The following is a 26,138-nucleotide window of genomic DNA, read 5'->3' as shown; positions in this document are numbered from 1 at the left end:
TTGGGTTGGCGGGTTGTTGAGTTATTGAGTTGTTGAATGTGGCTAACGCAACAATTCAACAACCCAACAACTCACTTTCTTACTTTTTAAACTGTGGACTTAGCTCAGCAGCCAGCGATTCCAGCTTCTGTAGATCTTCGTCCTGGTACTTCTTTGCGCGGAAGTTTTCGAGGACTTCGGGGTACTTGCGTCCCAGCTCGCCGAGGAAGAGCTTCTCGAAGTTTTTGATCTGATCGACGGGGACGTCCCGCATGAGGTTCTTGGTGCCGAGGTAGATGATGGCGGTTTGCTTCTCTACGGATACGGGGCTGTACTGCGGCTGCTTCAGGATCTCCACGTTGCGCATACCCTTTTCGAGGATACCCATGGTGGAAGCATCGAGGTCGGAGCCGAACTTGGCGAATGCTTCCAGTTCGCGGTAGGAGGCCTGGTCGAGCTTGAGCGTACCGGATACCTTCTTCATTGGCTTGATCTGGGCGTTTCCACCTACGCGGGATACGGATACACCTACGTTGATGGCGGGCCGGATACCGTTGTTGAAGAGGCTGGATTCGAGGAAGATCTGGCCGTCCGTAATCGAAATTACGTTGGTCGGAATGTAGGCGGATACGTCACCGGCTTGGGTCTCGATGATCGGCAGGGCCGTCAGCGAACCACCGCCCTTTACGATGCCGGCTTCACTCAGGCTTACGGGCAGGTCGTTCATGCCCTGCGCGAGTTTATCGTTGTCGATCACCTTGGCGGCGCGTTCCAGCAGGCGGCTGTGGAGGTAGAATACGTCACCGGGGTAGGCCTCACGTCCCGGAGGGCGACGGAGGAGCAGCGATACTTCCCGGTAGGCTACAGCCTGCTTGGAGAGGTCATCGTAGATGATGAGTGCGGGGCGACCCGTATCGCGGAAGTACTCACCGATGGCGGCTCCGGCGAAGGGGGCGTAGAACTGAAGGGGCGCGGGCTCGGAAGCCGAAGAGGCAACGATGATGGAATAATCCATCGCGCCGTTGTCCTCAAGGGTCTTGGCCACCTGGGCCACCGTGGAGGCCTTCTGTCCGCAGGCTACGTAGATGCAGTAGACGGGCTCGCCGCGGTCGTAAAACTCCCGCTGGTTGAGGATGGTGTCAATGGCGATGGCCGACTTACCGGTCTGGCGGTCGCCAATGATAAGCTCACGTTGTCCGCGACCAATGGGGATCATGGCGTCGATGGCCTTCACTCCGGTCTGGAGGGGCTCATTCACGGGTTGGCGGTAGATGACACCGGGGGCCTTCCGCTCCAGGGGCATCTCGTAAGTGGTACCGGTGATGTCGCCCTTGCCGTCGATGGGTTGACCCAGGGAGTTGACTACCCGGCCGACCATGCCTTCACCTACCTGGATGGAGGCGATACGACCGGTGCGGGAAACCCGGCTGCCTTCGTGGATGCCCGTAGCCGAGCCCATCAGTACCACACCGACGTTGTCTTCTTCCAGGTTCAGTACGATGGCTTCGGTACCGGTTTCGAAGCTCACCAATTCACCCGCCTGGGCGTTGTTGAGACCGTACACGCGGGCGATACCGTCACCTACCTGCAGTACGGTGCCGTACTCCTCCAGTTCGGTCGCTGTATCGAATCCGGAAAGCTGCTGCTTCAGGATTGCGGAGATTTCATCAGGTTTTACGTCAGCCATGGCTTATTGATATTGCTTGTTGATGTTGTCGGTCCGGGGGTGGAACCGTATGGGGAGACTTGCCGGGGGGCTTAGTCGGTTACTTTGTTTACGTAAAGATTTGGTTTGCGCAGCTCGTTCTTCATGTTCTTGAGCTTATGCGATACGCTCGCATCGTAGACCTGTCCGTCGAATTCAAGGATAAACCCACCGATCAGGTCCGGGTCGATGTTCGTTTCCAGGTCGATCTTACTTTCGGTCCTGCCGCTGGCGATCAGCTGCTGCTGCAGGGTAGATAGCGTGGCGGCCGAGAGGGGCGCGGCACTGGTAAGCTTAACCGTGGAAATGTGCTTGATCTTCTTGTACTGCTCGTTGAAGGCCTGCAGGATACCGAGCATATCCACCTCACGGCCCTTGTCGATAAGCAGTTTGACGTAGAGGCGAACGAGTTTATCGACCTTTGCTTTGTCGAGCAACTCGCTCAGAATGGCCTGTTTTTTACTGGGATTGACGACCGGGCTACTGAGCAGCAGCGCGAAGTCGCGGTTCTTACCCATCGCGAGGATGGAGTCCACATCGGCCTTGATCTGGTCGAGCTGGCCACGTTCCAGGGCAAGTTCGATCAGGGATTGTGCGTAGCGCTTGGCTACCGTAGGGTTGGTCATGCGGGGCTTAGTTTAGGTCGCTCACGAGCTCCCGAACGAAAGCTTCCTGATTGGCGTCGCTGCGGAGGTCCTTCTGCAGGATTTTTTCGGCGATTTCAACGGCCATGGTTCCAACTTCCCTCTTCAGGTCGACCATTGCTGCCTTGCGCATGTTTTCGATGTCGCGTTTGGCGTCGGCGGCTACCTTCTGGGCGGCTTCCCGGGCTTCGTTCTTTGCCGCGGCGACCATCTCCTTGCTCTGCCGTTCGGCTTCGGTGATAATGCGGGTGCGTTCCTCCCGGGCTTCTACGAGCAGGCGCTGGTTGTCGGCGGCCTGAGCTTCCATTTCGGCGCGGGCGCGTTTGGCTTCGTCGATGCTGGTCTGAATCTCTTCATCCCGGCGGCGCAGGGCTTTCTGAATGGGCTTCCAGGCCAGTTTTCCCAGGATCGCGTAGAGGATCAGGAAGATGACGACGGTCCAGAAGATGAGTCCGAAATCGGGTTTGATTACACTGAAATCGGCGAGAAAAAGAGTGGACATGAGGTAAAGTTAAGATTAACTCGAGGGACAAAATTAGCCGGTGGCGCTGCCAAGCGCAGTTCGCCACCGGCTGGGGTTGTGGCCTGGGCCCAAACGGCTACTAGAGCAGCTTGTCCAGAAGACCTACGATGATCGCGAACAGCGCGGCACCTTCGACGAAGGCGGCGGTAAGGATCATTGCACTACGGATATCGGCGGCTGCCTCAGGCTGGCGGGCGATGCTTTCGGTGGCTTTGCTACCGATGAGTCCGATTCCGAGTCCTGCGCCGAGGGCGGCGATACCTGCTCCAAGAGCTCCCATGTTGTATAATTGAAATGGGTTAATAAAATTCTTTGCTGCGTTAGGTTGCTGAGGTGTGCATGCCGGTTACGGCACCGCCCATGGCTCCTCCTTCCGCAATTTTTTCTTCTCCGTGATGACCGAGCTCATCGTGGTGGTGGGCATCCTCGACGGCCGCGCCAATGTAGCTTGCTGATAGAATGGCAAAGATGAAGGCCTGCACGAAGGCGACCAGCAATTCAATGCAGTTCATGAACAAGGTAAAAGCCACTCCAACCACTGCTCCTGCGCCCGCGCCAATCACATTCTCTCCGTTGGAACCGAAGATGAAGATGAGGCTGATGAGGCTCAGAATGATGATGTGGCCCGCCGTGATGTTAGCGAACAAACGCACCATCAGCGAGAAGGGCTTGATGACCAGTCCGAGAATCTCGACCGGCGTGAGGATAAATATTTTGATGGCAGCAGGTACACCCGGCATCCACAGGGTGTGGGCCCAGAAGTGCTTGTTGCCGTGGAAGTATGCTACGAAGGCCGCGATCACCGCCAGGGCCATCGTCACGGCGATGTTGCCGGTTACGTTGGAGCTGCCGGGGAAAATCGGCACCAGGCCGAGTAGGTTGCAGAACAGGACGAAGAAAAACACCGTCATGATAAAGGGCTGAAAGCGCTCGTAGTGCTTCTCGCCAATCATGGGGATGGTAATTTCTTCCCGCAGAAAAACGAAGAAGGGCTCCATCAGGCTCTGAATGCCGGTCGGTGCCTTGCCCTCGTTCTTTTTATACCGACGTGCTACCGCGCCCCAGAGCCAAATCAGCAGGAGGGCCGCCAGTAACATCGTAAACACGTTCTTCGTAATGCTAAAGTCGTAGAAGCTGGTGATGCCACCGCCGAGCAGTCCGCCATCTCCAACGGAGGGGGCGTCAAGCAGGTACTCCTGACCGTCGATCTTGGCGGCGTAGATGTCGCTCGTTTTCCCGTCAACCGTTTCCTGGCGGTGCACGATACACTCCACGTGGTGCTCACCGTTCAGCACGGCGGCGTCCTGATCGGCGATGCGGTTGACCCGCCCGTGGTTCATGACGTAGCCGTCGATGGCGGTTTCGCCGTGGTGGAACATGCTGCTGAGGCCGACGGTCCAGCCGTGGTCCGGAGCGTAGAGGAATACCGGCAGCGGAATCGAAACATCCCCGAACACGTGGAATTCGTTGGCGTCGGCGATGTGGTGGAGAATTACTCCGGCCGGATCGTAGTCGTCGCCGTGGGCGTCGCAGCTCTGGTGAACATCCGTCTCGTCGCCTGCCGTGCCGTGGTCCCCGGCGGTGCCGTGATCATTGACTGCCTGGGCGGAGACCAGGCCAAAACCAAAGCAGAACAAGAACAAAAGAAGTAAGCGAGCGCTGGCCGTCATGCGTTGGGAAGTTTTGCTGTCCCTCAAATGAGCCGCAAAGGTAGCATAAGCTCGCTTATTATTATAGGCGGGGGGTAGTTTTTTGGTTTCAACGGATGCTGCGACGAACCGACCCTACAATTCAAGGTCGGCACCGACCTCCTCGTGCCATTCCAGACCGTGCTTTCCGAGTACCTCCAGGAAGGGGTCCGGATTGAATTGCTCTACGTTATATACACCCGTACCGTCCCACTTTCCCTGGATCAGCATCATGGCACCCGTCATCGCCGGTACTCCGGTAGTGTAGCTTACGCCCTGCGCCCGTGTTTCCCGGTACGCGCGTTCGTGGCTACAGTTGTTCCAAATGTAGTAGGTCCTTTCCTGCCCGTCCTTGATGCCGCGGATGCGACAGCCGATGCTCGTCTGGCCGCTGTATCCTTCGCCGAGTCCGCCGGGATCGGGCAGTACGGTTTTCAAGAATTCGAGGGGAATGATCTCTACGCCCTTGTGCATGACGGGCTCGATACCGGCCATGCCGATGTTCTGGATTACGCGTAGGTGGGTCAGGTACTCGTCGCCGAAGGTCATCCAGAAACGGGCCCGCTTGAGGGTAGGAAAGTGCTTAACCAGGCTCTCCAGTTCTTCGTGGTAGAGGACGTAACTCTCTTTCGGGCCGATGTCGGGATAGGTCAGGTCCTTACGGATGCTGAAGGCGGGGATCTCCACCCACTTCCCGTTTTCCCAGTACTTGCCGGGTTGGGTGATCTCGCGAATGTTGATCTCGGGATTGAAATTGGTAGCGAAAGCCTTGCCGTGATCTCCGGCGTTGGCGTCTACGATGTCGAGGTAGTGGATTTCGTCAAAGAAGTGGGTAGCCGCGCGGGCGGTGAAAATACTCGTCACTCCGGGGTCGAATCCGCAACCCAGTATCGCCGTCAAGCCCGCCAGCTTGAACTTTTCCTGGTAGGCCCACTGGTGGCTGTACTCGAATTTTGCTTCCTCCTTGGGCTCGTAGTTGGCCGTATCGAGGTAGTGGACACCGGCCTCCAGACAGGCGTCCATGATGGTCAGGTCCTGGTAGGGCAGGGCCACGTGGATGACCATGAAGGGATCGTAGTCCTTGATGAGTTTGGTGAGGGCCGGCACGTCTTCGGCATCGACGGCGGCGGTGGTGATCTTATCGTAGCCCAGGTCTGATTTGATGTCGGCGGCAATCTCGTCGCACTTACTTTGCGTACGGCTGGCGATCATGAATTCGGTAAACACCTCCGGGTACTCGGCACATTTGTAGGCCACTACGCGTCCGACGCCGCCGGCGCCAATGATCATCACTCTAGACATATTCTTCTTTTTTGCAAGGCTAACGCGGGGGCGGGGCCGCAGGTGCAGTGAAATTCACGGTAAATGCGATGTATTCCGAATCTCTTCCGGTAGCGAGCAACTTGCGTTACCCCAAGACCGCTTCCATTTGGGCTGCAATTTCGGTAAAATCCTCCACAGCCCTAAAATCCCGAAAGTAGGTAACCTGCCGCTTCGCGTAGCGACGGCTGTTCCGCTTGATGAGCTCGATCGCCCGGTCCCGGGGATATTCTTCCCTGAAGTAGGGCCACCACTCCTGGTAGCCTACGGTCTGCAGGGCCGGTAGTTGCTGATATGCCAGTAGGCTCCGCGCCTCTTCCTCCAGGCCATTCGCCAGCATGTGGTCGACGCGTTTCTCAATTCGTTGGTACAGGTAGGCGCGCTCCGGGGCCAGGGCATAATAGTGCGACTGAAAACTCCGGGGGGTGACCTTGTTTAGGTAGCTGCTGTAGGGTAGTCCCTCCGTGAAGCAGACCCGCAGGGCTCGTTGCAGTCTCCGCCCGTTCTGCTGATCCACTTCGCCGAAGTAGGCAGGATCTGCCTCCCGCAGGGCACGTTGCAGTCCACTCAATCCTTCGCGTGCCTCGATTTCTTCTACCCTGCGGCGAGCTTCTTGGGTTACCTCAGGAAATTCATCTAGCCCCTCGCAGAGAGCCCGGATAAAAAGACCGCTTCCTCCCACCACGACGGCTAGATCGTGGGAAGTGAAAATTTCCCGTAAGCGGTGCAGGCCCTCCTCGGCGAAGCGACCGGCAGATAGCGGCTCGGTCACCGAACGATCGGCCACGAAATGGTGGCTGACTGCCGCCAGCTCTTCCGGAGAAGGACGCGCAGTACCGATGCGCATCTCACGGTAAAACTGCCGGCTGTCCGCACTGATGATCTCCGTACCGAAGTGCCGCGCTACCTCGATGGCCAGGCTGGTCTTGCCGCTCGCGGTGGGGCCGCCGATGACGATTACCCGCTTCACCGCTTACTGTTCCTGCGGTTGCAGAATGCGCTCGACGAATTCCCGACTGGCCTCCGCTACCCTACTCTCCTGACCCGCAAGCGAGCGAATGAAGGCACTCCCGATAATGGCACCGTTGAAGTACTCACAGGCGGTACGAAAGGTCGCTGCGTCACTGATGCCGAAGCCGATGAGTTTAGGATTATCGAGGCCCAGCTTTTCAATCCTGTCGAAGTACGCGCGTTGTTTGTCGCTGATTTCCGAGCTGCCCCCCGTGATGCTACTGCTCGATACCACGTACAGAAAACCGGTGCTGCTCCTTGCGATTTCCCTGATCCGGTTGTCGGTGGTTTGGGGGGTAATGAGAAAGCTCACCTGCAGGTCGGCTTCCTCCGCAAGCCGGCGAAAATCTCGCTCGTACTCGTAGGCTGGCAGATCGGGTAGGATCAGCCCGTCAATGCCTGCTCCTGCGACCGCGCCCACGAAGCGCTCCATGCCGTACTGCAAAACCTGGTTGAAGTACCCCATCAGTACCAACGGCACCTCCGTGTGCCGGCGGGCCTCGGCGATTTGTTGCACCAGCAGGTTGAGGTTCATGCCGTTGCTCAGGGCGACCGAGCTGCTGTGCTGAATGGTCTCGCCGTCGGCCATCGGATCCGAATAAGGCATCCCGATTTCGATGAGGTCGGCACCGGCTTCGGCCAGGCTTCGGATGATGGGCACCGTACTATCTAAGGTCGGGTAGCCGGCCGTGAAGTAAATATTGAGGACGTCCTTCTTTTTTTCGGCGAATAGCCGGGCTAATCTGTTCATCGTTGTTCTTTGCTGGGGTGCTACGCGGGATTGAGGGGTACGGAATCGAGGTAGGAAGAATAGGCGGCGAGGTCTTTATCACCCCGCCCGCTGAGACAAACCACAACGACATCGTCGGGGCCGTACGCCATCTGGTCCAGTGCGGCAAAGGCGTGGGCCGTTTCCAGGGCCGGAATGATCCCCTCCTGCCGGGCTACGAACAGGGCGGCGGCCAGGGCATCGTCGTCGGTAACGCTGATCGCCTCAGCGCGCTTTCCGTCGATCAGGAAGGCGTGGAGGGGGCCAATACCGGGATAGTCCAGACCCGCCGAGATGCTGTAGGGTTCGACGATCTGCCCGTCCTCCGTCTGCATCAGCAGGGTGCGGCTCCCGTGAATGATGCCCTCCGTGCCGAGCTGACTGGTAGCGGCGGATTCCCCACTGTCAACGCCCAGTCCGGCCGCTTCGACCGCGATCAGGCGCACCCGTTCGTCGTTCAGGTAATGGTAGTAGGCTCCGGCGGCGTTGCTCCCGCCACCTACGCAGGCCACGATGGCATCGGGGTAGTCGCGACCGATCTTTTCCTGCAGTTGCCACTTCGTCTCCTCCGAAATAATAGCCTGAAACCGGGCGACCATGTCGGGGTAAGGGTGCGGCCCGACCACCGAGCCGATGATGTAGTGAGTGTCTTCCGGGTTGTTGATCCAGTCCCGAATGGCCTCGTTGGTCGCATCCTTGAGGGTGCGGCTGCCGCTGAGGGCCGGACGTACTTCGGCGCCGAGCATGCGCATACGGGCTACGTTCGGGGCTTGCCGCTCGATGTCGACCTCCCCCATGTACACGATGCACTTCAGGCCCTTAAGGGCGCAGACCGTAGCAGTCGCTACGCCGTGCTGGCCGGCACCGGTTTCGGCGATGATGCGCTTTTTACCCAGTCGCTCCGCCAGTAGGATCTGGCCGATGGTGTTGTTGATCTTATGGGCGCCGGTGTGGTTGAGGTCTTCTCGTTTGAGGTAGACCTGGGTGCCGTAGTGCTTGCTCAGGCGTTCGGCGTAGTAGAGCGGGCTGGGCCGTCCGACGTAATCGCGCATGAGCAGGTCGAACTCCTGTTTAAAATCCGGGTCGGCCATCATGGTCAGGTAGTTGCGGCGCAACTCTTCGACATTGGCGTGCAGCATTTCGGGGATGTAGGCTCCACCGAAGCGGCCGTAGTAGCCGCGATCGTCTATTGCAATGTTTTTCATACCGTGGTGGCTTGTCGTGATTTGACGAAGTTCAGTAAATTTTTGATCATCAGGCGACCGTGCTCGGTCATGATGCTTTCGGGGTGAAATTGCACCCCGAAGATGGGTTGCTTGCGGTGGCGCATGGCCATGATCCCGCCACTTTCATCGGTAGCCGTGACCTCCAGTTCGTCCGGCAGGGTGGCCGGATCGATCACCCAGCTGTGGTAGCGACCGGCCCGAAATTTCGGGGGTACGTCGGCGAAAAGTTCGTCGTCGGTCAGCGTGCGTTGCATTTCGGTCTCCACGCCGTGGTGTACCTGAGCCAGATTGTGCAGGCTGGCACCGAAGGCTTCACCAATGGCCTGGTGACCGAGGCATACGCCGAAAATGACCGTTTTACCGGCGTAGCGTTGGATCAGCTCGGGCATGATCCCGGCTTCGGCGGGCAGACCCGGGCCCGGGCTCAGAACCACGAGATCGTATTTTGCTACCTCATCGAGGGCGATCTCGTCATTGCGAAAAACATCGATCGATTCACCCAATTCCTCCTCGATGTAGTGCACGAGGTTGTAGGTGAACGAATCGTAGTTGTCGAGAATTAAGATTTTCATTTTCCCAAAATTTTTGCTACAGCGGTCCAACGGGGGGACCCCGTTGGACGGGTTAGAAGCTGGCCGAGTAGGTCTCCGCTTTGGTGATGGCTTTGGTGAGGGCCCCTAGCTTGTGGTAGACCTCTTGCAGTTCGCTTTCCTCGTCGCTGGCCGCCACCACCCCGGCCCCCGCCTGGTAGTAGAGCACGTTGTCCTGACTGAAGAACGACCGGATCAGGATGGCCTGGTTCATACCGCCGTTGAAGTCGATGAAGCCGATGGCACCGCCGTAAAATCCACGCTGCTGATTTTCGTACTTGTCGATCAGCTCGATGGCCCGGTACTTGGGTGCCCCGCTGAGGGTGCCGGCGGGGAAGGTATCGCCGAAGATGCGCACCGCCTCGTCTTCCCGTTCCAGCTTGCCGTCGACGGTGCTCACCAGGTGAATCACGTGGCTGTAATAGTGGACCTGCCGCAAACTCCGCACCGTCACCTCTCGTGTGTGGCGACTGAGGTCGTTGCGGGCCAGATCGACCAGCATGACGTGCTCGGCATTTTCCTTAGGGTCGGCGAGGAGTCGTTCGGTGGCCTCCCGGTCGCGGTCGACGTCGCCGGTGCGGCGGTAGGTACCCGCGATTGGGTTGAGGCGCGCTACCCCGTCGCGAATGACCATCTGACTTTCCGGACTAGAGCCCATGATCCGGTAATCGCCGTAGTCGAAGTAAAATAAGTAGGGGGAGGGATTGATGCTGCGTAAGGCACGGTAAACCTGAAACTCGTCGCCCCTGAACTGCTGACGAAACTGCCGGCTCAGCACGATCTGAAACACGTCGCCGACGCGGCAGTGGTGCTTTCCCCTGGCCACGAGTTCGCGGTACTCCTGGTCGGTAAGGTTGCTTGACTCTTCTCCCTCGGTGATGAAGGGGTGTACGGTGCCGCCGGTGCGAATGGCATTCTCCACTTCGTCCAGACGGCTCTCCTCCCCTTCGGGCAGGTTCTCGATGAGCAGGAGCTCGTCGCGGAAGTGGTGAAAAACCAGCACGAAGCGGTACAGGTGATACCTCAGGGCGGGCGCGCGCAGGAGCCGTGGATTCTGGAAGGAGAGCGTATCGAAATAGGCAACCCCCTCAAAGTTGGTGTGGCCGATCAGTCCGTTGAACTGCCGAACAAGTGGTGTGGTGTCGCCAAAGTCGATCGCAAAGGAGCGGAGGAAGGCACTGAGGTCCTTGCTCACCGTTTCGGCGTCGTTGCACGGCACCTGCGTACCCGCCTCCCCTACCCTGCCGCGGTGGATGAGCCCGTCGTCGACCCGGTAATACGCGAGGGTATCCAGGCCCATGACGCTGAAGTAGTGCTCGTTGTGGCGGGTTTCGTTTGATTCCAGCAGGACGGGATCGGTGAATCTGTCCCGCAGCGCGAGGTAAAGCGAGACCGGCGTCAGCTGATCGGCCGTGAGTCGCCGAGTGACGACGCGGAGGCTGGTGATTTCCTGGGTGAGGGTTGCGGTGGACAAGTGAGGAATAGTTTATGCCGGATGCCGGTGCTGGCCTAACGAAAAAGGCCCGCCGGAGCAACCGACGAGCCTTTGAATCTTTACAAATGGGCTAGTGCGTGCTCAGGGGAGAGTACGGGTGAGCCACCAACCGAAGGAGGTTTTCATTTGCATGGCGGAAAGGTAGGAAGAATTTTTATTTCACGCGAGCCATTTTATCGTAAGGGCCCATTTTGCCGCAATTGCCGTGCGCCCGTATGGTGCGTACCTTGCAGTAAGCAACTGTAAACCAACCGAACCTATGTCCGACTTCATTCTTTACGGTGCCTACGGGTACACCGGCCGGCTCATCACCCGCTTCGCCGCGGAATACGGCCTCCGCCCGCTGCTCAGTGGCCGCAATGCCACCCAACTCGAGGCGATGAGCAATGAATTCGGCTACAACTACCGGGCCGTGGACCTCAACAACCGAACCGAATTGCACAGCTTGCTGCAAGACCATAAGGTAGTATTGCACGCAGCCGGCCCCTTCGTCAACACGGCGGATGCCATGCAGGAGGCCTGTCTGGCTACCGGGACCCACTACTTGGACATTACGGGTGAAATCCCGGTGTTCGCCAAATCGGCCAAACGGGGTCCGGAAGCGGAGCGTGCTGGCGTGATGCTGATGCCGGGCGTAGGCTTCGACGTAGTGCCCACCGACTGCATGGCCGCCTACCTGAAGCGACGCATGCCCGAAGCCACCGACCTGGTGCTCGCCTTCGCGTGGAAGGGCGGTATGATTAGTAAGGGCACCTCGAAAACCATGCTGAGCGGACTGGGTAGCGGCGGAGCAATCCGTCAGCACGGCGAGATCGTCCCCGTCAAGGCCGCCTACGACAAACGGAAATTTCCGTTTACCGCCGAGACCAGCCTGCGGGCCGTTACGATTCCCTGGGGGGATGTTTTTACGGCTTACTTCACGACCGGTATACCCAACATAAAAACCTACTTCGCCGTACCGCCCGCTCAGATCAAGATGATGGAGCGCAGCAACTACCTCGGACCCCTGCTCCGGCTCGGCGTGGTTAAGAAGTACCTGACCAAAAAGATCGAAGCGAGACCGGCCGGTCCCGACGACGCGCAACGCGCCGGAGCCGAGGCCTATATATACGGCGAGGTAAAGGACGTGAGCGGAAAGACGGTGGCCGCTCGTTTGCGGACACCCGAAGGCTATACCCTTACCGCCATCACCGCCCTGATGATCGTCAAGCGGGTACTGGCCGGAGACGTCGAGCCGGGGTACCGTACGCCGGCCGGTCTGTACGGTGCGGACCTTATTATGGAGGTAGAGGGGGTGACGCGGGAGGATTTATGAGTGAGGGACTCGGCGTGCAATACTCCGACCTTAGGCTTCCCTTAACCTCTCGTTCGTAATCTAATCGGCCGGCCCGACGTTTTGGTGTAAAGACCTGTGCTATGGTACGTTCGTTACTACTACTTCTATTCGTTGGACTATTGTCGCTGCCCGCCGCGGCGCAGTTCGGAAAACTGGGCAAACTGGCGGACAAGGCCCAGGGCGTGCTGAACGGAGATACGCCGCTGAGTGAGGACGAAATCGGTGCCGCCCTTAAACAAGCTCTTGATCAGGGGGTTGGTCAGGCAGTCACCTCGCTTTCCGCCCAGGACGGCTACCTGAAGAGTCCGTACAAGATATTGCTGCCGGAGGAAGCCCAGACCATCGTGAACCGGGTGAGCGCTTTACCGGGATTCGGAAACGTCGAGCAGGACCTTACCGAGCGCATCAACCGCGCCGCGGAGCTGGCTGCCAAAAAGGCCACCCCAATTTTCGTAAATGCCATTAAAGGATTGACCTTTAAGGACGCGATGAATCTGTTAATGGGTGCCGACGATGCTGCTACGCGCTATCTGGAGACCGGAACCTCTACCGCACTGACCGGTGAGTTTCGCCCCGTGATTCGTACCGCCCTCGACGAAGTGAACGCCAACGAGATCTGGGGCAAGGTGGTGACGGCCTACAACAAACTACCGCTCGTAAAAAAAGCGGAACCCGAATTGGACCTGTACGTGACCGAACGGGCACTGGAAGGAATGTTCGGACTGATCGAGGTAAAGGAAACGGAATTGCGCCAAAAGCCGGCCCTACGGAATACGGAACTGCTGCGCAAAGTTTTTGCCCGCCAGGATAAGTAGGCGCCGGTAAGCTTCCGGCAGGGATTTGTGAAAGGTTAACATTAGGTTAACGTGGAGGTCGAAAAATCATTAGACCTTTGCGCCAAATTACGCGGGTATTTCCCGGAACCTAATCAACCAAATCCTTTCTAGTATGAGGTTTTTTACCACACTTCTCACCGTCCTACTGGTGCTGATGCTACTGCCCATTGGCGTAGCCGCACAGGGGGTGACGACTTCTTCGATCTACGGACAAATTACCGACCTCGACAGTAAAGAGCCGCTGATCGGCGCTACCGTTCAGGCCGTCCATACCCCCTCGGGTACTACCTACGGCAACGTGACCGATCTGGAAGGGTTTTTCCGGCTGCCCGGCCTGCGGGTTGGAGGTCCTTACACCATCTCCGTTACCTATACTGGCTTCAACCCCGTCGTACAGGACGACATTTACCTTGCCCTCGGCCAGGCGGTGAACTTCAGCCAGGCGCTGAGCGAAGGCTCGGTTTCCCTCGGCGAAGTTACCGTTACCGCTACCCGTGGCGGTGTATTCGACAGCAAGCGTACGGGACAGGAGACCACCATCAACGAACAGCAGATTGACGCCCTACCTACCGTCAACCGCAACATTTCCGACTACGCCCGCCTCAACCCGCTGGCCAAAGTAACGGAGGGCGACGGCTTCGGCATTTCCATCGCCGGCCAGAACAACCGCTTCAACTCCATCTACCTGGACGGTGCGGTAAACAACGACGCCTTCGGCCTTTCCGGTTCCGGCACCAACGGTGGCCAGACCGGTGTTTCTCCCATTTCAATTGACGCCGTGGAGCAGTTTACGGTATCCGTTGCGCCCTTCGACGTCCGCCAGAGCGGCTTCGCCGGCGGATCCATCAGCGCGGTTACCCGATCGGGTACCAATGACTTCGAGGGAAGCGCCTACTACTTCCTCCGTAATAAAGGGCTTACCCGCAACGAAGGGTACGTCAATTCCGATCGCTATAATTTCGATGACATTGCGGAATTCACCGCCAAGACCTACGGTGCCCGCCTCGGTGGTCCCATCGTAAAGGATAAGGTGTTCTTCTTCGTCAATGCAGAGCTGCAGCGCGACGAGACGCCCCAGCCCTTTAACATCCAGAACTACTCCGGCAATTCTACCGCCGCCGACATCGAAAGCCTGCGCAACTTCGTCAGCAACACGTACAACTACGATCTGGGCAGCTACGACAACAACACGGCCTACCTGAACAGCGATAAGATCCTGGCGAAGCTGGACTTTAACCTAAGCGACGTGCACAAGCTTTCGGTCCGCCACTCCTACGTGAGTGCCGAGAACCTGGAAGCCCGGAGCTCCGGAGCACGCAGCATCAACTTCATTAACGGCTCGGAGTTTTTCATCAGCAAGACCAACAGTTCCGCCGTCGAACTCAACTCGATCTTCAGCAACAACACCTCGAACAACCTTACGGTAGGTCTTACCATCGTGCGCGACGACCGCGACCCCTTCGGCGCTGACTTTCCCACGGTTCGCATCAACGACGGCAACAACGGCGAGCAGATCGAATTCGGTGCCGAGCGCTTCAGTACCGCCAACCTGCTTAACCAGGACGTGCTCACCGTCAAGAACGACTTCAACATCTACAAGGGCCGCCACAACATTCTGATCGGAGCCAACCTCGAATTCTTCAAGGCCGGCAACCTGTTCGTGCGGGAGAACTTCGGTTCTTACCAGTACTTCGGTATCGGTGATACATCGGCCGTCGACCAGTTTCTGCTCGGCCTCCCCTCCAGCCAGTTCGACCGCAGCTACAGCCAGGTAGATAACGTGACCGGTGACGACAGCGAGGCCATCGCCAGCCTGAAGCAAACCCTCGTTGGATTTTATATCCAGGACGAGTTTCAGGTTACCGACCGTTTGCGCCTGACCGGTGGACTGCGCGCCGACGTTTCCATCTACCCTAATGATGTGCCCACTAACGCCCAGTTCAACAACGAGACCGCTCCCGCACTGGAGGCGGCCGGCTACGACCTGGAGGGCGCACTGACCGGACAGGGCATCAGCTCTTCCATTCTCTTCAGCCCCCGCCTCGGATTCAATTACGACGTATTCGGCGACCGTACGCTTCAGATGCGTGGTGGCATCGGCATCTTCACCAGCCGGGCTCCCCTCGTCTGGGTAGGCGGTGCGTACAACAACTACGGCTTCAACATCGGTGGCGTGCGTGAACGCGGAACCGTTGCCTTCAACCCCGACGTCAACAGCCAGTTTCCCGGAGACATCGACCTGTCCAACCCGGCCCCTTCCGGCCAGATCGACCTGTTCGCCAAGAACTTTAAGCTGCCCCAGACGACCAAAATTAACCTGGCCGTTGACTACCAACTGCCCGGTAATCTGATCCTGACGGTAGAAGGTCTCTACACCAAGTTCAACAACTACGTCCGTTACCAGAGCCTGAACCTCGATCCCGCCAATCAGTCGCGTCTTACCGGCTCGCCCGACAACCGCGTCTACTACACCAGCTCTTCGAGCCTGGACCGCACCTATACCGGTATCTACCTCGGCACCAACACCGACAAGGGCTACAGTTGGAATTTCTCGGCCGTACTGCAAAAGCCCTTCTCCAACGGCTTCCTCGGCACCCTGGGATACTCCTACGGCGATTCCTACAGCCTGTTTGACGGCACCTCCAGCCAGAACTCCTCGCAGTGGCGTGGCTACTACAATCCGGAGGGTCGCAACAACGATGGTCCCGTCCAGCGTTCCGCCTTTGCCGCCGGCCACCGGGTATTCAGCTCGGCCTCCTACGCTATGGAGATCAGCAAGTACACCAAGACCACGATCTCGCTGTTCATGAACGGTGATGTAGCCCAGCCCTACACCTACGTAGTTGGTGCCCGCAACCGCGACCTCGTTAACGACTTCGGCTTTGACTTCAACGAAGTGGCCTACGTACCTGCCAATGCCGGTGAGATCAACCTCGTCGAAAACCGCGATGGCGTAAGTGCCGCCGCCCAGTACGCCGCCCTGAACGAATTCATCGAGGCCGACGACCACCTCAGCGAACGCCGCGGCCAGTACGCCGAGCGCAACGGTGCCTGGGGACCCTTCAAGGTGATTTTCGATGCCCGTATCCTGCAGGACTTCAACGTACCGATGAGCAACGGCAAGACCAACATCTTCCAGGTATCCCTCGACATCTTCAACCTCAACAACCTGCTGAACAAGAACTGGGGACGCCTCAACAACCTCGGCTTCGGTACTTACTCACTGGTTAACCTTGAGGACATCAGCGACGAAGGAGTACCTACCTACACCGTGCCCAACGAGATCCTCGAGGGTGCTTCCCCCGACAACATCTGGAACGACAACCTTGACGATTCCGGATTGCGTAGCAGCCGCTACACCATGCAGCTCGGCTTCCGGTACATCTTCCGGTAAGCCTACCCGCCAGTTCGTTTGCTCGTCGCAAGCGTACCGAACCCCCGATCGCAAATGCGGTCGGGGGTTTTTTGGTTTCAGGACATCCTGTGCTAATGTCAAAATTGCTGCTTATTCAGAACATAATCACCGGCAGACAACATCTATAGGGGGGCGACAAAATGCACAACTACACCCGCTTGTGTCTTAAAATGGCGCACTAAACGCCCTGTAATGTACTGTTTACCCGCCACCAACGCTCGGGCCTAACTTTATCATTCAAGACCATTTCAACCACAATAAAATCAACCGATCATGGCACAAATAAGAATTGAAGAAAAGAAATCCGGAGGCTCCATTTTACCCTGGATCATTGGTCTCCTCCTCCTCGCGCTCATCATCTGGGGCGTCGCCGAGGCCTTCGATGAATCGGAGGAAGTACTGACCGAAGAGGTCGTCGAGGAAGACGGTACCGTTGCACCCGTCGCTACTGGAATTGACGAAAACAACAACTACAACGATTACGGCGACGAGGCCGTCGACAAGGATCAAATGCGCAACGGCATGGGCAACTACGGTGAGGCCCGGACGTCTTACCTAGACTACACCGCCAATATGGAAGGTGAAATGGGCCTGGGACACGACTTTTCTAGTACCGCCCTCACCCGCCTTTCCTACGCCGCCGCCGCACTCGCCGAAAGCAAGGGCATCGACGCGAATGACCCCGACAGCAAAGCCAACCGGGCGCGTAAGATGGCCGATGAAATTACCCGTGACCCGATGGCGGGAAGCCACGCCGACAAGATCGTCACCGGTGCGCTGCTCATCACCGAGATTCTGGAAGACGTAAACGAACGCGCCTACGACGGCGAGTTTGACGCTGAAGTAAATAAGCTCCGTAGCGAGGCGCAGGCCATCGATGGCAGCACCCTGACCCTCGAACAAAAGTCCGACGTACGTAGCTTTTTCGGCCAGGCGCGCCGCGTGCTGGAGATGATGGAGTAGTACCACCATTTCCTCATTCCTTAACCATAAAACGAAACGCCATGAGCACCACACTGAATCATAACCCAAATAAGAACCTCGAATTACTGGATAACCTCGAGGGGTACAAGGTCCATCACGACGATACCGATCCCCGCGGCTATAAAGTTGTTCTTCCTTCCGGGGAAACAATCGGCGAGGTCGAAGGCCTGCTGGCCGATATCAACGCCAAACTGGTACGCTACGTCGAAGTTGAAATCGACGACGATGTGATCAAACGCCACACCTTCGATCGTTATGATGCCGCGGATAAGCACGCTCTGGTGCCCGTCGGGCTAATTCAGATCAACGAGGCCAACAACACGGTGACCATGCACGGCCTGACCCTGGACCAGATCATCGACTATCCGCGCTTCCCCAGACAACGCGGCTATACGACCCGTTATGAGGTGGACACGAACGACTACCTGGCCGGATTCCACGATTACGGCTCCAGCTACGACCGCGATCGGTACTCCACCGATCACCACCGCGACGCGGATTCCCTAGACGATGCGTTCTACGACAGCAACTTCTACCGCAATCCATCCTCCAACGACCGGCTTTGATCGCGTCGGTCCGGATGTAACACCTAAGCCCGTTTCGCTTCACCGCGGAACGGGCTTTTTAGTATCCGAACTGCTGGCGTCCGTCGTACCGGTTCTGGTTGATCGGAACTTCCAGGAAGTCAAAGGTTCCCGGTTTTACCGCAATGCTGAACTGATAGGTATTCCGCTGCGGTGCCCAGCTGAAGCGCATCTCCCAGCAGTGCAGGTCACGGGCAAAACTGAGGTAGGGGTACGTGATGCTTTTGCTCGTGAAATCGTAGCCAATTTGGCCGATGTTAACGCTCCAGTTTTCCGTAAGCTGTAAAGCCCCCCTCAGCTCGATGCTGTTGGCATTGGTATTGAACCTGAGCGTGTCACGGGCACCCGGCGTAGTAGAAACTTCCCGGTCGAGGCGGTAATTCAGGGTGTGGCGAATGCTGAATTTCTCGAAGAGGCTCAGGATGTCCGTCTCCTCGAACAGGGTATTTTCCTCCTCCCGACGCCGGCGTCGTTCCTCGACGACATCGGTGACGTACTCCTCTTCCTCCCCCTGGAACAGTTCCCGGATTTTGGCGACGGTCAGGTTGGTGGAGATGGTGCCGTTGAAGGTGTTGAGCTGAACGGGCACGCCGCGCTCACTCAGCGTTGTGGTATTTATCCTCCGCACCGCCCCGGTTCGAGTATTAAACTCGCTGATGTAGGGATCGAAATTTGCCCGCAAACTTACCTGAGTAAGCCCCTTGAAGAACTGAGTACTGCCGCTCACATTAATCGCGCTCCACTTCAGGGTGTCGGCGGTCAGGTCGTAGTTGCCGCTTACGCCAATGTTTTGGAACAGTTTGATGATGTTGTCCGTGCTGTCCTTACGGTTGTACACCTTCGCCTCGAAGAGGTTGGCGATGGAGTAGCTCACGCCGAATCTCTCCTCCGAGGAGTTCGGCGCACCGAAGATCTGATTATCAAAGGGAGTGACGAACAGGTCGGGATTGCCCCTTACCGGATCAATCAGGGTCTGGCGAATGAAGTAGGGCGTTCCGCTAATGAAGTCGGTAGCGTTGCGGTAATCCGGTGAGTAGCCCACGGTAACGGACGGCTTGATCACGTGGCGCAGCCCCTTCAGGCCGAACAGCCCCCGCCCGCCCATACGAATGGTCCCGAACAGCTGGGTACTCACGCTTACGCCCGCGCTGTAGCTTCGGAAACTGGCGAGTCCGGGATTGAGTCGGCTTTTGATCGAGGCAAACGAAGTAGTGTCCACTACCGGGTTTCCGTTCTCGTCGATTCCGGGTGCGGTGACGATGGTGCTGGGGTCAAGAAAGTACTCCAGCGTCTTGCCGTAATATACCTCGCTGTAGCTGGCATTCGGACTTACGTTGAAGTACCTCAGCGCGTTTAGACTGAGGGAGGTGGTGACGTCGTGTCGAAAGCCGTACCTCGCCTCATCGAAGGTCTGCTGGGTGAAGAAAGTGGTGTCCTGTCCGGAGAATTCGGTCTTCAACTGACTGTTGTACCGGAAGCTCAGTTTCTTGTACCAGGCGCGCTGGCTGCCGGGGAGTTTGCGGAACGGATAGATCGTCTGGGTCTGGAATCGCGCGTCGGGAAAGCTTACCGTGATGGCACCCGTCTGGTTGTTCTGGCTGTGGTTTAGTCCGGCGGTTAGGGTCGACTTTAGCTTCGGGAAAGACTTGGTGATATTCATCGCAGACCGGATGATGTTGGTGCTCGCCGCTTCGTAGGTATTTAGATAGCGCTGATCGGCCAGGTTGGTCTGGAAGTTGATGCTGCCGCCGAAGTTAAAGGTCGGGTGGGCCCGCTGGTCTTGCCGGTGACTCCAGCCCAGGGTAATGCCCTGGTTCACGTTTGGCTGCAGGCCTTCCGATATCGCGGTTTCATCGACCAGGCGCCGGTAGCTGAAGTTGGCGCTTCCGCTGTACTTGTACCGCCGCCGGTAGCTGGTAGCGGTGTTGATCGTAAAGGTGCCGTTGAGGTAGATGTCGCTGGTGGCGGTAAGATTGACGTGTTCGCCCAGGGGGAAGAACCACCCCACCCCCTGAAAACCGAATCCCCACTGCGGACTGTACTGGTAATCGCTCGGAAAAAGCAGGCCGCTGCTGCGGCCACTCTTGAGTGGAAGGAAGCCAAAGGGCAGCCAGAAGGGAGTCGGCACCCCCATAATCTCCAGGTTTGAAGGACCGATAATGGCCAGCTTATTCGGCACCACCTTCGCCCGCTGGGTGCGGATGCCGAAGTGCGGATGGTCCAGCGAGCAACTGGTAAAAATGGCCCCCTCGGTGTAGATCACGTCGGAGCGGGAGCTGTCGTTGGTCTCGATTCCACCGCTCACGAATTTCGACTTTCCCCCGCGCACGAATACGTCGTCCTGGGTAGTCACCGTTTCGGTGACGATCCCCTTACGGCTCTTAAAGTTATAGGTGAGGCCCTTTGCCGTAAACTCCTGTCCCCCATCGCTGAATCGGGGGTCACCTACTTTGGTGCCGGAACTATCGGGCCAGGGCTCCGCATTCACGATGTTCTGTCCGTAATCGAGTACGATGTGATTGGCCTCGAGGGTAACTTCCTGGTAGTTCACCCGGGCATCACCGTACAGGTGGATGCGCTGATTGACCAGGTCTACGTCCATGCTGTCGCGGCTGCTGTACTCTACCGGAGCGACCAGACTGTCCTCACTGATCGCGTAATTGGCCGTGGTGCCCGCAAAGCCTGCTTTTGCCGGAATACTATCCACCTGCGCCCCCGCCCACGACGTCAGCAGCAGCAGGCAGGTAAGTAGGGCGGCGGTGCGCAGGTGCGAAAAGAAGTTGGTCAAAGCGATGTGTATCTCCGGTCAGGCTAACGACCCCGCCGGCACGTCCGCGGTTTGTTAGGGGTGCCTTTAACGGTTCGTTAATACGGCCGGGTAAAAGTACAACAGTTGACCGGGCGGCACCCACGTAAATTGCCCGGCGGTTAGGTGCAGAGGGTGAGATTGGGTATATTTCCGGGAATCCATTTTTACTAATTCCCAGTCAATATATTATGATATGCCATCCAATTTTATCTTCGAACTGCTCTGCATCGACCCCGACGACATCAACGACCAGCGCGGGTTTATCCACGCCATCAGCTATAGCAACGATGTGTGGAACGGGCGTTCCCCGATCATTACGAAGGACAAAAACGGCAACGATTACATCAAGGGGGAAAGCGGACTTATCGTAACCGTCATTAATGTCGACACCAGTAAAATCCTTACCGATCTCGTAGAAGCCGCCTTCGTATTGCGGGTAGAAAGCCAATTATTCGAACCCCTCGAGCCCTTTCGCCAAAGATTGCTTCGCCACCTGAGCGACAAACTGCGCTTTGCCCACCTGAGGGTACTACAGGACGACATCAGCAGCGAAATCGCCAACCAACTCTATCCCAAGATCAACGCGGTAGAAAACCTCCTGCGCCGCTACCTGATCAAGTTCTTCTTCCAGCGCGTGGGCATGTCGTGGTGGGAAGTGACGGCTACGCCCAAAATGATCGAAAAGGTCAAGGCCCGCCAGCGCAACCGCTCCAACCAGTTCAGCTACTTCATCAACAGCGACATCGAATTTGCCGACTTCGACGACCTCGGACTGCTGATCTACAAGCAGTCGACGGGATTCAATGAACCGGAAAAAGTGCTTGAGCGCCTGGGCACCATCGAAACGCTGGAGGAGCTGCAGGAGCTCAAATCCAACCTGGAAGGCAACTACACCAAGTACTTTAAGACCTTCTTCCGCGACAAGAACTTCGAGCGGCTGTGGAAGGAGATGTCCAAAATCCGGAATAAGGTCGCCCACCAGGCCACCTTCTTCCACAGTGAGTTGCGTAAGGGCATCGAGCTGTCGGCCGAACTCACCGCCATCATTAAGGAGGCGGAGTACCACATCGATGAGATCGTCCTGTCGCTCAAGGAAAAGCAGGCGATTCACCAGGCGGCCGCCGAAGTGGTCCGGGAGGAACAGGAAGAGGCCGCGGTACAGCAGGCACAGGACATCGCCGGCGGACGCCCCCACACCACGATCGAGGAGCCGGCAACGGGTCCGGTGGGCGGAGGCACCCCGAAGGACCACGATCACCGCGTCAAACTGACCGGCCCCAAGATCATCGGAAAAATTAAGCTGGAGCACAAGACGAATACCTACCGCGATACCGCCCCGCCCGGCTACCGCGTGATCACGGCGGAGGAAATCATGGCCGAGCTCCACGAAGCCCTCCACCTTAACTTCACCACCTACGTGGGCCTGAAATGGTTCGTGACCCAGTACCTGGCCAATAAGGGCTACGCGATCGGCACAACCTACTCTCTCGTCAATATCCTCATCGAACAGACGCACATCGAACTGTACGACTGGGAAAGCCCGGAAGGCTACATGATCAAGGCGGTACGCCTGCCTAGTTCAAAATCCTGAAGGTGGTGCGCCGGTTGCGCTGGTGCTCCTCTTCCGTACAGCGCTGACAGACACACTCGGCTACGGGCTGTGATTCCCCGTACCCCCGGGCCGTGAGCCGGTCGGGACTGATGCCCTGGGCCACGAGGTAATCGACGGCGGCGGCGGCACGGGCCTGGCTCAGTCGGTCGTTGTAGGCGTCCGTGGCGCGGCAATCCGTGTGGCTGCCGAGCTCGATGCGGATGTCGGGATTGCGGGTCAGTAGGTCGGACAGTTCATTCAGCGTAGGTTGGGCGTCTTCGCGAATGAAGCTTTCGTCGAGGTCGTAGTAGATATTCTCGAGCACGATCTCCTGGTTGCGGAAAATCTTTTCGATCTCCAGTTCAAGTTCGTACCGCTGCTCGGGCGCATCCGGATCGCGGGGCAGGTTACGGCTGCTGAAGCGCCCCTCTGCGGCCAGGTAGTCGGGACGCTCGGCCCGAAATTCGTAGCGCTGATCGTCTACAAGCACCAAACTAAGTTGCCCTTCCTCGTCGGTGGTGACGGTCCGGCTCTGGTCGCCCACCTTGGCCACTACGGTTGCGTTGGGTACGGGTCGCACGCCGAGGGTACGGCTGGCGGGATTAGCGGGATCCTCCAGGATCTTTTCCACTACGGTCACGTCGAGCACGTTGCGGTAAGCAATGGGTGTGGTATCGGGCGGTGGCGGAGGCAGTACGGTTTTGGTGTAGGCATAGATGTCATCGCTTCCCGCTCCCCCGGGCCGTGCACTACTGAAGTAGCCTGTGGTCGTCGATCCCACCCCCTCGCCGTTCCGCCGCAGGATGGTGTAGGCAAAGTCGTCGGCGCCGCTGTTGATCGGCATGCGCAGGTTTTTCGGAGCGTTGTAGCGCCCGTCTTCGAGGGGCCAGGTGCGGAAGATGTCCAGCCCCCCCAGGCCCTCCAACCCATCGCTGGAAAAGTACAGGGTGTCGCCGTCCAGGGTGGGGAACTGTTCGTTGCCCTCAGTATTGATCGCCCGGTTCATCAGGTCGGGCTCGCTCCAGTTTCCGTCGGGGCCGAGGGTGACGGTATAGAGGTCGTATCCTCCCCATCCGTCGGGCAGATTGGCCGAAAAGATCAGTTTGTCGCCGTCCGCACTCACCGCCGGGTGCATGTAATTGGCGGTCGCGGTGACGAAGGGTAGCTTTTCCGCCGGACCCCAGCCCTCCCCCACCCGGTCGCTGCGGTAGATCCCGCAGTAAGCATCGGAGCGCTTCTGGGGCGGTGAGCAGCGGGTGAAGTACATCGTATTGCCGTCCGGACTGAAGGCTGGAGTGCCCTCATTATCGCCGGTGTTAAGACCCGTGCTGAATCCCTGAACTACGGCGGCCTGGGGATCGACCCGGAAGAGATCGCTGAACTTGCGGCCGGTCCACTTGTAGCTGTCCTCCCCGGCGGCGGCGCCCCGGTCACTGGTAAACACGAGTTCGTCGCCGTAGGATACGGCAGCATAATCGGCGGCTGCGCTGTTGAAGGGGGCCGGCGTCACCTCGTATTCCTTTACGGTGGCGGCTTCCTGCTGGGCCTTCAGTCGCATGGCGAGTTCGGCACCGGCGATGTCGCGGCGAAACTCGTAGCGGGAACCGATCTCGAATCCTAGATCAGTGTACACCTGAATGGCCTCCTCGTAGCGCTCCAGTCGCTTCAGGGCAGCGGCTCGCTCCCGCAGGGCGTCCGGGCCCACCCCGTTGTCGTAAGCTACCTGGAACCATTCGACCGCATCGGTGTCCTGGCCGGTTTCCCGCAGACTGATGGCAAGATTCATTGCGACCTCGCCCTTCTGCGCCCGCGATTTCGCCCGCTTGAATTCCCGCTGTAGCATCGGAACGGCCACGTCGTACTGTTTACGGTCCACGGCGGTTGCCCCGTCGGTAACCTTTGCCGTGTACGTGCAGCCGGCCAGCAGGACGAGGGCGAAAGCAAGGAAAAAGAAGCGCGACATGAAGGGAGATTTGCTGAAAAACGACTGACGGCGGCCATTGTTTCCACGGGGCGGGGCCGCAGGTGCCGTGAACGTGACGAAGTGCAAGGTTAATTGGCATTCACCGACGCGGCGTAGTACGAGGTGAAGGCAAATTACTCGATCCCAAGCAACGAAATATGTTTGATTTACTGACAATCTGTCAGCCCAATCGTTTACCTTTGCGGGTCTAACCGGATAGAAGCATGTATAACGAAAATCCGACCCTTCAGGACCTTGGGTCTAAAACGATCGACGAGTCAGCCCAGGGGCAGGTGTACGCAGCTGCGGCCGTGGCGGAAGACCCCGACACCAAGTTGTTTTACATAGAGAGCTACGGCTGTCAGATGAACTTCAGCGATTCGGAGATCGTCGCGTCCATTCTCGGCGATGCTGGCTATAACCCTACCCGCGACCTCGACGCCGCCGATCTAATCCTCATCAATACCTGTTCGATCCGGGAAAAAGCAGAGGATACTGTACGCAAGCGGTTGCGTGTCTTCGACAAGGTGAAGCGTCGCAAGCCGGGCACCATGGTCGGCGTACTGGGGTGCATGGCCGAGCGGCTAAAGGCAAAGTTCCTGGAAGAAGAGAAATTGGTCGACCTCGTCGTCGGCCCCGACGCCTACCGCGATCTTCCAAATCTGGTGGCCGGAGCCGAGGAAGGGGACAAGGGCGTAAACGTTTTTCTGAGTCGCGAGGAAACCTACGCAGACATCAACCCCCTGCGCCTGCAGACCAATGGTGTAACGGCCTTCATCTCGATCATGCGGGGTTGCGACAATATGTGCTCCTTCTGCGTCGTGCCCTACACCCGTGGCCGTGAGCGCAGCCGTAGTGCATTCAGCATCGTTGCCGAGGCTACTGACCTGTTTGATCGTGGATTTCGGGAAGTCACCCTGCTGGGACAAAACGTCGACAGTTACAAGTGGACCAATCCCGAAACGGAGGAGATCGTAAATTTCGCCGAGCTGCTGACCCTTACCGCGGCGGTTCATCCCGATCTGCGTATTCGGTTCAGTACCAGCCATCCAAAGGACATCACCGATGACGTGCTTTACGCCATGCGCGCTCACGAGAACGTCTGTAAGTACATTCACCTACCCGTACAGTCCGGTAACAGCCGCATCCTGGACCTAATGAATCGTACCTACGACCGGGAGTGGTACCAGAAGAAGATCGATCGCGTGTACGAGGTCATCCCGGAGTGCGCCATCAGTTCGGACGTTATAACCGGATTCTGTTCGGAGACGGAGGAGGAACACCGCGACACCCTGTCGATGATCGAGTACGCCCGCTACAGCATGTCGTACATGTTTTACTATTCCGAGCGCCCCGGGACGCCCGCCGCCCGGAAGTTTGCGGACGATGTTCCCCTGTCGGTCAAGAAACGGCGCCTCCAGGAGATTATTGACCTGCAGACCGGTATCAGTCACGAACTCAACCAGCAGGACATCGGCAAGACGTTCCGGGTCCTCATTGAGGGAGAATCCAAGCGTTCCGATCAGGACTGGAAGGGGCGCAACACCCAGAACAAAATGATCATCTTCCCCAAGAACGGAGACCACCGCCCCGGCGAGTACGTCACGGTGACGGTTACCGATGCGACCTCCGCCACCCTGCTCGGACACCTCAACACCCCCCACTAACGG

The 26,138-nt window shown here is 57.9% G+C and carries 20 protein-coding genes; 7 read left to right on the top strand and 13 right to left on the bottom strand.

What is annotated here, in order from left to right:
- Window positions 1-79: 79 nt before the first annotated feature.
- From atpA to GGR28_RS01335, 11 genes are all read right to left on the bottom strand, one after another.
- Window positions 80-1,666, bottom strand: a complete 1,587-nt coding sequence (atpA, locus tag GGR28_RS01385) for a F0F1 ATP synthase subunit alpha (RefSeq protein WP_183493919.1) — start codon at window positions 1,664-1,666, stop codon at window positions 80-82.
- A 71-nt stretch (window positions 1,667-1,737) separates the two neighbouring features.
- Window positions 1,738-2,310, bottom strand: coding sequence for an ATP synthase F1 subunit delta (atpH, locus tag GGR28_RS01380; RefSeq protein WP_183493918.1), 573 nt, complete (start codon window positions 2,308-2,310; stop codon window positions 1,738-1,740).
- 7 nt (window positions 2,311-2,317) lie between these two features.
- A complete protein-coding gene (gene atpF, locus GGR28_RS01375; RefSeq protein ID WP_183493917.1) occupies window positions 2,318-2,830 on the bottom strand; it encodes a F0F1 ATP synthase subunit B in 513 nt (170 codons plus the stop codon).
- 100 nt (window positions 2,831-2,930) lie between these two features.
- On the bottom strand, window positions 2,931-3,131 hold the full coding sequence (gene atpE / locus GGR28_RS01370; protein WP_116105365.1) for an ATP synthase F0 subunit C: 201 nt from the start codon (window positions 3,129-3,131) through the stop codon (window positions 2,931-2,933).
- Window positions 3,132-3,171: 40 nt separating this feature from the next.
- The gene (gene atpB, locus GGR28_RS01365; protein WP_183493916.1) at window positions 3,172-4,521 is read right to left on the bottom strand and encodes a F0F1 ATP synthase subunit A; all 1,350 of its coding nucleotides are present in this window, start codon (window positions 4,519-4,521) and stop codon (window positions 3,172-3,174) included.
- A 114-nt stretch (window positions 4,522-4,635) separates the two neighbouring features.
- The gene (locus GGR28_RS01360; RefSeq protein ID WP_183493915.1) at window positions 4,636-5,841 is read right to left on the bottom strand and encodes a saccharopine dehydrogenase family protein; all 1,206 of its coding nucleotides are present in this window, start codon (window positions 5,839-5,841) and stop codon (window positions 4,636-4,638) included.
- 106 nt (window positions 5,842-5,947) lie between these two features.
- Window positions 5,948-6,829 (bottom strand): tRNA (adenosine(37)-N6)-dimethylallyltransferase MiaA, encoded by an 882-nt coding sequence (miaA, locus tag GGR28_RS01355; protein ID WP_183493914.1) that lies wholly within the window; start codon window positions 6,827-6,829, stop codon window positions 5,948-5,950.
- 3 nt (window positions 6,830-6,832) lie between these two features.
- On the bottom strand, window positions 6,833-7,621 hold the full coding sequence (trpA, locus tag GGR28_RS01350) for a tryptophan synthase subunit alpha (RefSeq protein WP_183493913.1): 789 nt from the start codon (window positions 7,619-7,621) through the stop codon (window positions 6,833-6,835).
- A 20-nt stretch (window positions 7,622-7,641) separates the two neighbouring features.
- Entirely contained in the window at window positions 7,642-8,844 is a 1,203-nt protein-coding gene (gene trpB / locus GGR28_RS01345; RefSeq protein WP_183493912.1) for a tryptophan synthase subunit beta, read from the bottom strand.
- Window positions 8,841-9,437, bottom strand: a complete 597-nt coding sequence (locus GGR28_RS01340) for an anthranilate synthase component II (protein WP_183493911.1) — start codon at window positions 9,435-9,437, stop codon at window positions 8,841-8,843. The genes trpB and GGR28_RS01340 overlap by 4 nt, the downstream gene beginning before the upstream one ends.
- 52 nt (window positions 9,438-9,489) lie before the next feature.
- A complete protein-coding gene (locus tag GGR28_RS01335) occupies window positions 9,490-10,929 on the bottom strand; it encodes an anthranilate synthase component I family protein (RefSeq protein ID WP_221233767.1) in 1,440 nt (479 codons plus the stop codon).
- 280 nt (window positions 10,930-11,209) lie between these two features.
- On the opposite strand from GGR28_RS01335, the gene GGR28_RS01330 reads away from it, so the two are divergent.
- From GGR28_RS01330 to GGR28_RS01310, 5 genes are all read left to right on the top strand, one after another.
- Entirely contained in the window at window positions 11,210-12,265 is a 1,056-nt protein-coding gene (locus tag GGR28_RS01330; RefSeq protein ID WP_183493910.1) for a saccharopine dehydrogenase family protein, read from the top strand.
- A gap of 101 nt (window positions 12,266-12,366) precedes the next feature.
- Window positions 12,367-13,101: a DUF4197 domain-containing protein gene (locus tag GGR28_RS01325; protein WP_183493909.1), complete on the top strand. Its 735-nt coding sequence runs from the start codon at window positions 12,367-12,369 to the stop codon at window positions 13,099-13,101.
- Between the two features lie 133 nt (window positions 13,102-13,234).
- On the top strand, window positions 13,235-16,516 hold the full coding sequence (locus GGR28_RS01320) for a TonB-dependent receptor (protein WP_221233766.1): 3,282 nt from the start codon (window positions 13,235-13,237) through the stop codon (window positions 16,514-16,516).
- Between the two features lie 294 nt (window positions 16,517-16,810).
- Window positions 16,811-17,500 carry a hypothetical protein gene (locus GGR28_RS01315; protein WP_183493908.1) on the top strand — a complete coding sequence of 230 codons (690 nt, stop codon included), beginning with the start codon at window positions 16,811-16,813 and terminating at the stop codon, window positions 17,498-17,500.
- 41 nt (window positions 17,501-17,541) lie between these two features.
- Entirely contained in the window at window positions 17,542-18,087 is a 546-nt protein-coding gene (locus tag GGR28_RS01310) for a PRC-barrel domain-containing protein (RefSeq protein ID WP_183493907.1), read from the top strand.
- 58 nt (window positions 18,088-18,145) lie between these two features.
- Here GGR28_RS01310 and GGR28_RS01305 read toward each other — a convergent pair whose 3' ends face one another.
- Complete coding sequence (locus GGR28_RS01305; RefSeq protein ID WP_183493906.1) at window positions 18,146-20,893, bottom strand: putative LPS assembly protein LptD; 2,748 nt, start codon at window positions 20,891-20,893, stop codon at window positions 18,146-18,148.
- Window positions 20,894-21,107: 214 nt separating this feature from the next.
- Here GGR28_RS01305 and GGR28_RS01300 point away from each other — a divergent pair, with 214 nt between their 5' ends.
- Window positions 21,108-22,505, top strand: coding sequence for a HEPN domain-containing protein (locus GGR28_RS01300; protein WP_183493905.1), 1,398 nt, complete (start codon window positions 21,108-21,110; stop codon window positions 22,503-22,505).
- Here the strand turns inward: GGR28_RS01300 and GGR28_RS01295 are convergent.
- Window positions 22,489-24,468, bottom strand: coding sequence for an OmpA family protein (locus GGR28_RS01295; RefSeq protein WP_183493904.1), 1,980 nt, complete (start codon window positions 24,466-24,468; stop codon window positions 22,489-22,491). The genes GGR28_RS01300 and GGR28_RS01295 overlap by 17 nt on opposite strands.
- A 224-nt stretch (window positions 24,469-24,692) precedes the next feature.
- Between GGR28_RS01295 and miaB the strand changes: the two genes are divergently transcribed.
- Complete coding sequence (gene miaB / locus GGR28_RS01290) at window positions 24,693-26,135, top strand: tRNA (N6-isopentenyl adenosine(37)-C2)-methylthiotransferase MiaB (protein ID WP_183493903.1); 1,443 nt, start codon at window positions 24,693-24,695, stop codon at window positions 26,133-26,135.
- Window positions 26,136-26,138: the final 3 nt, after the last annotated feature.

Origin of the sequence: Neolewinella aquimaris (assembly GCF_014197245.1) — a bacterium.
In the GTDB taxonomy this organism is placed as follows: Bacteria; Bacteroidota; Bacteroidia; order Chitinophagales; family Saprospiraceae; genus Neolewinella; species Neolewinella aquimaris.
This window is presented reverse-complemented; position numbering and strand designations above follow the sequence as displayed.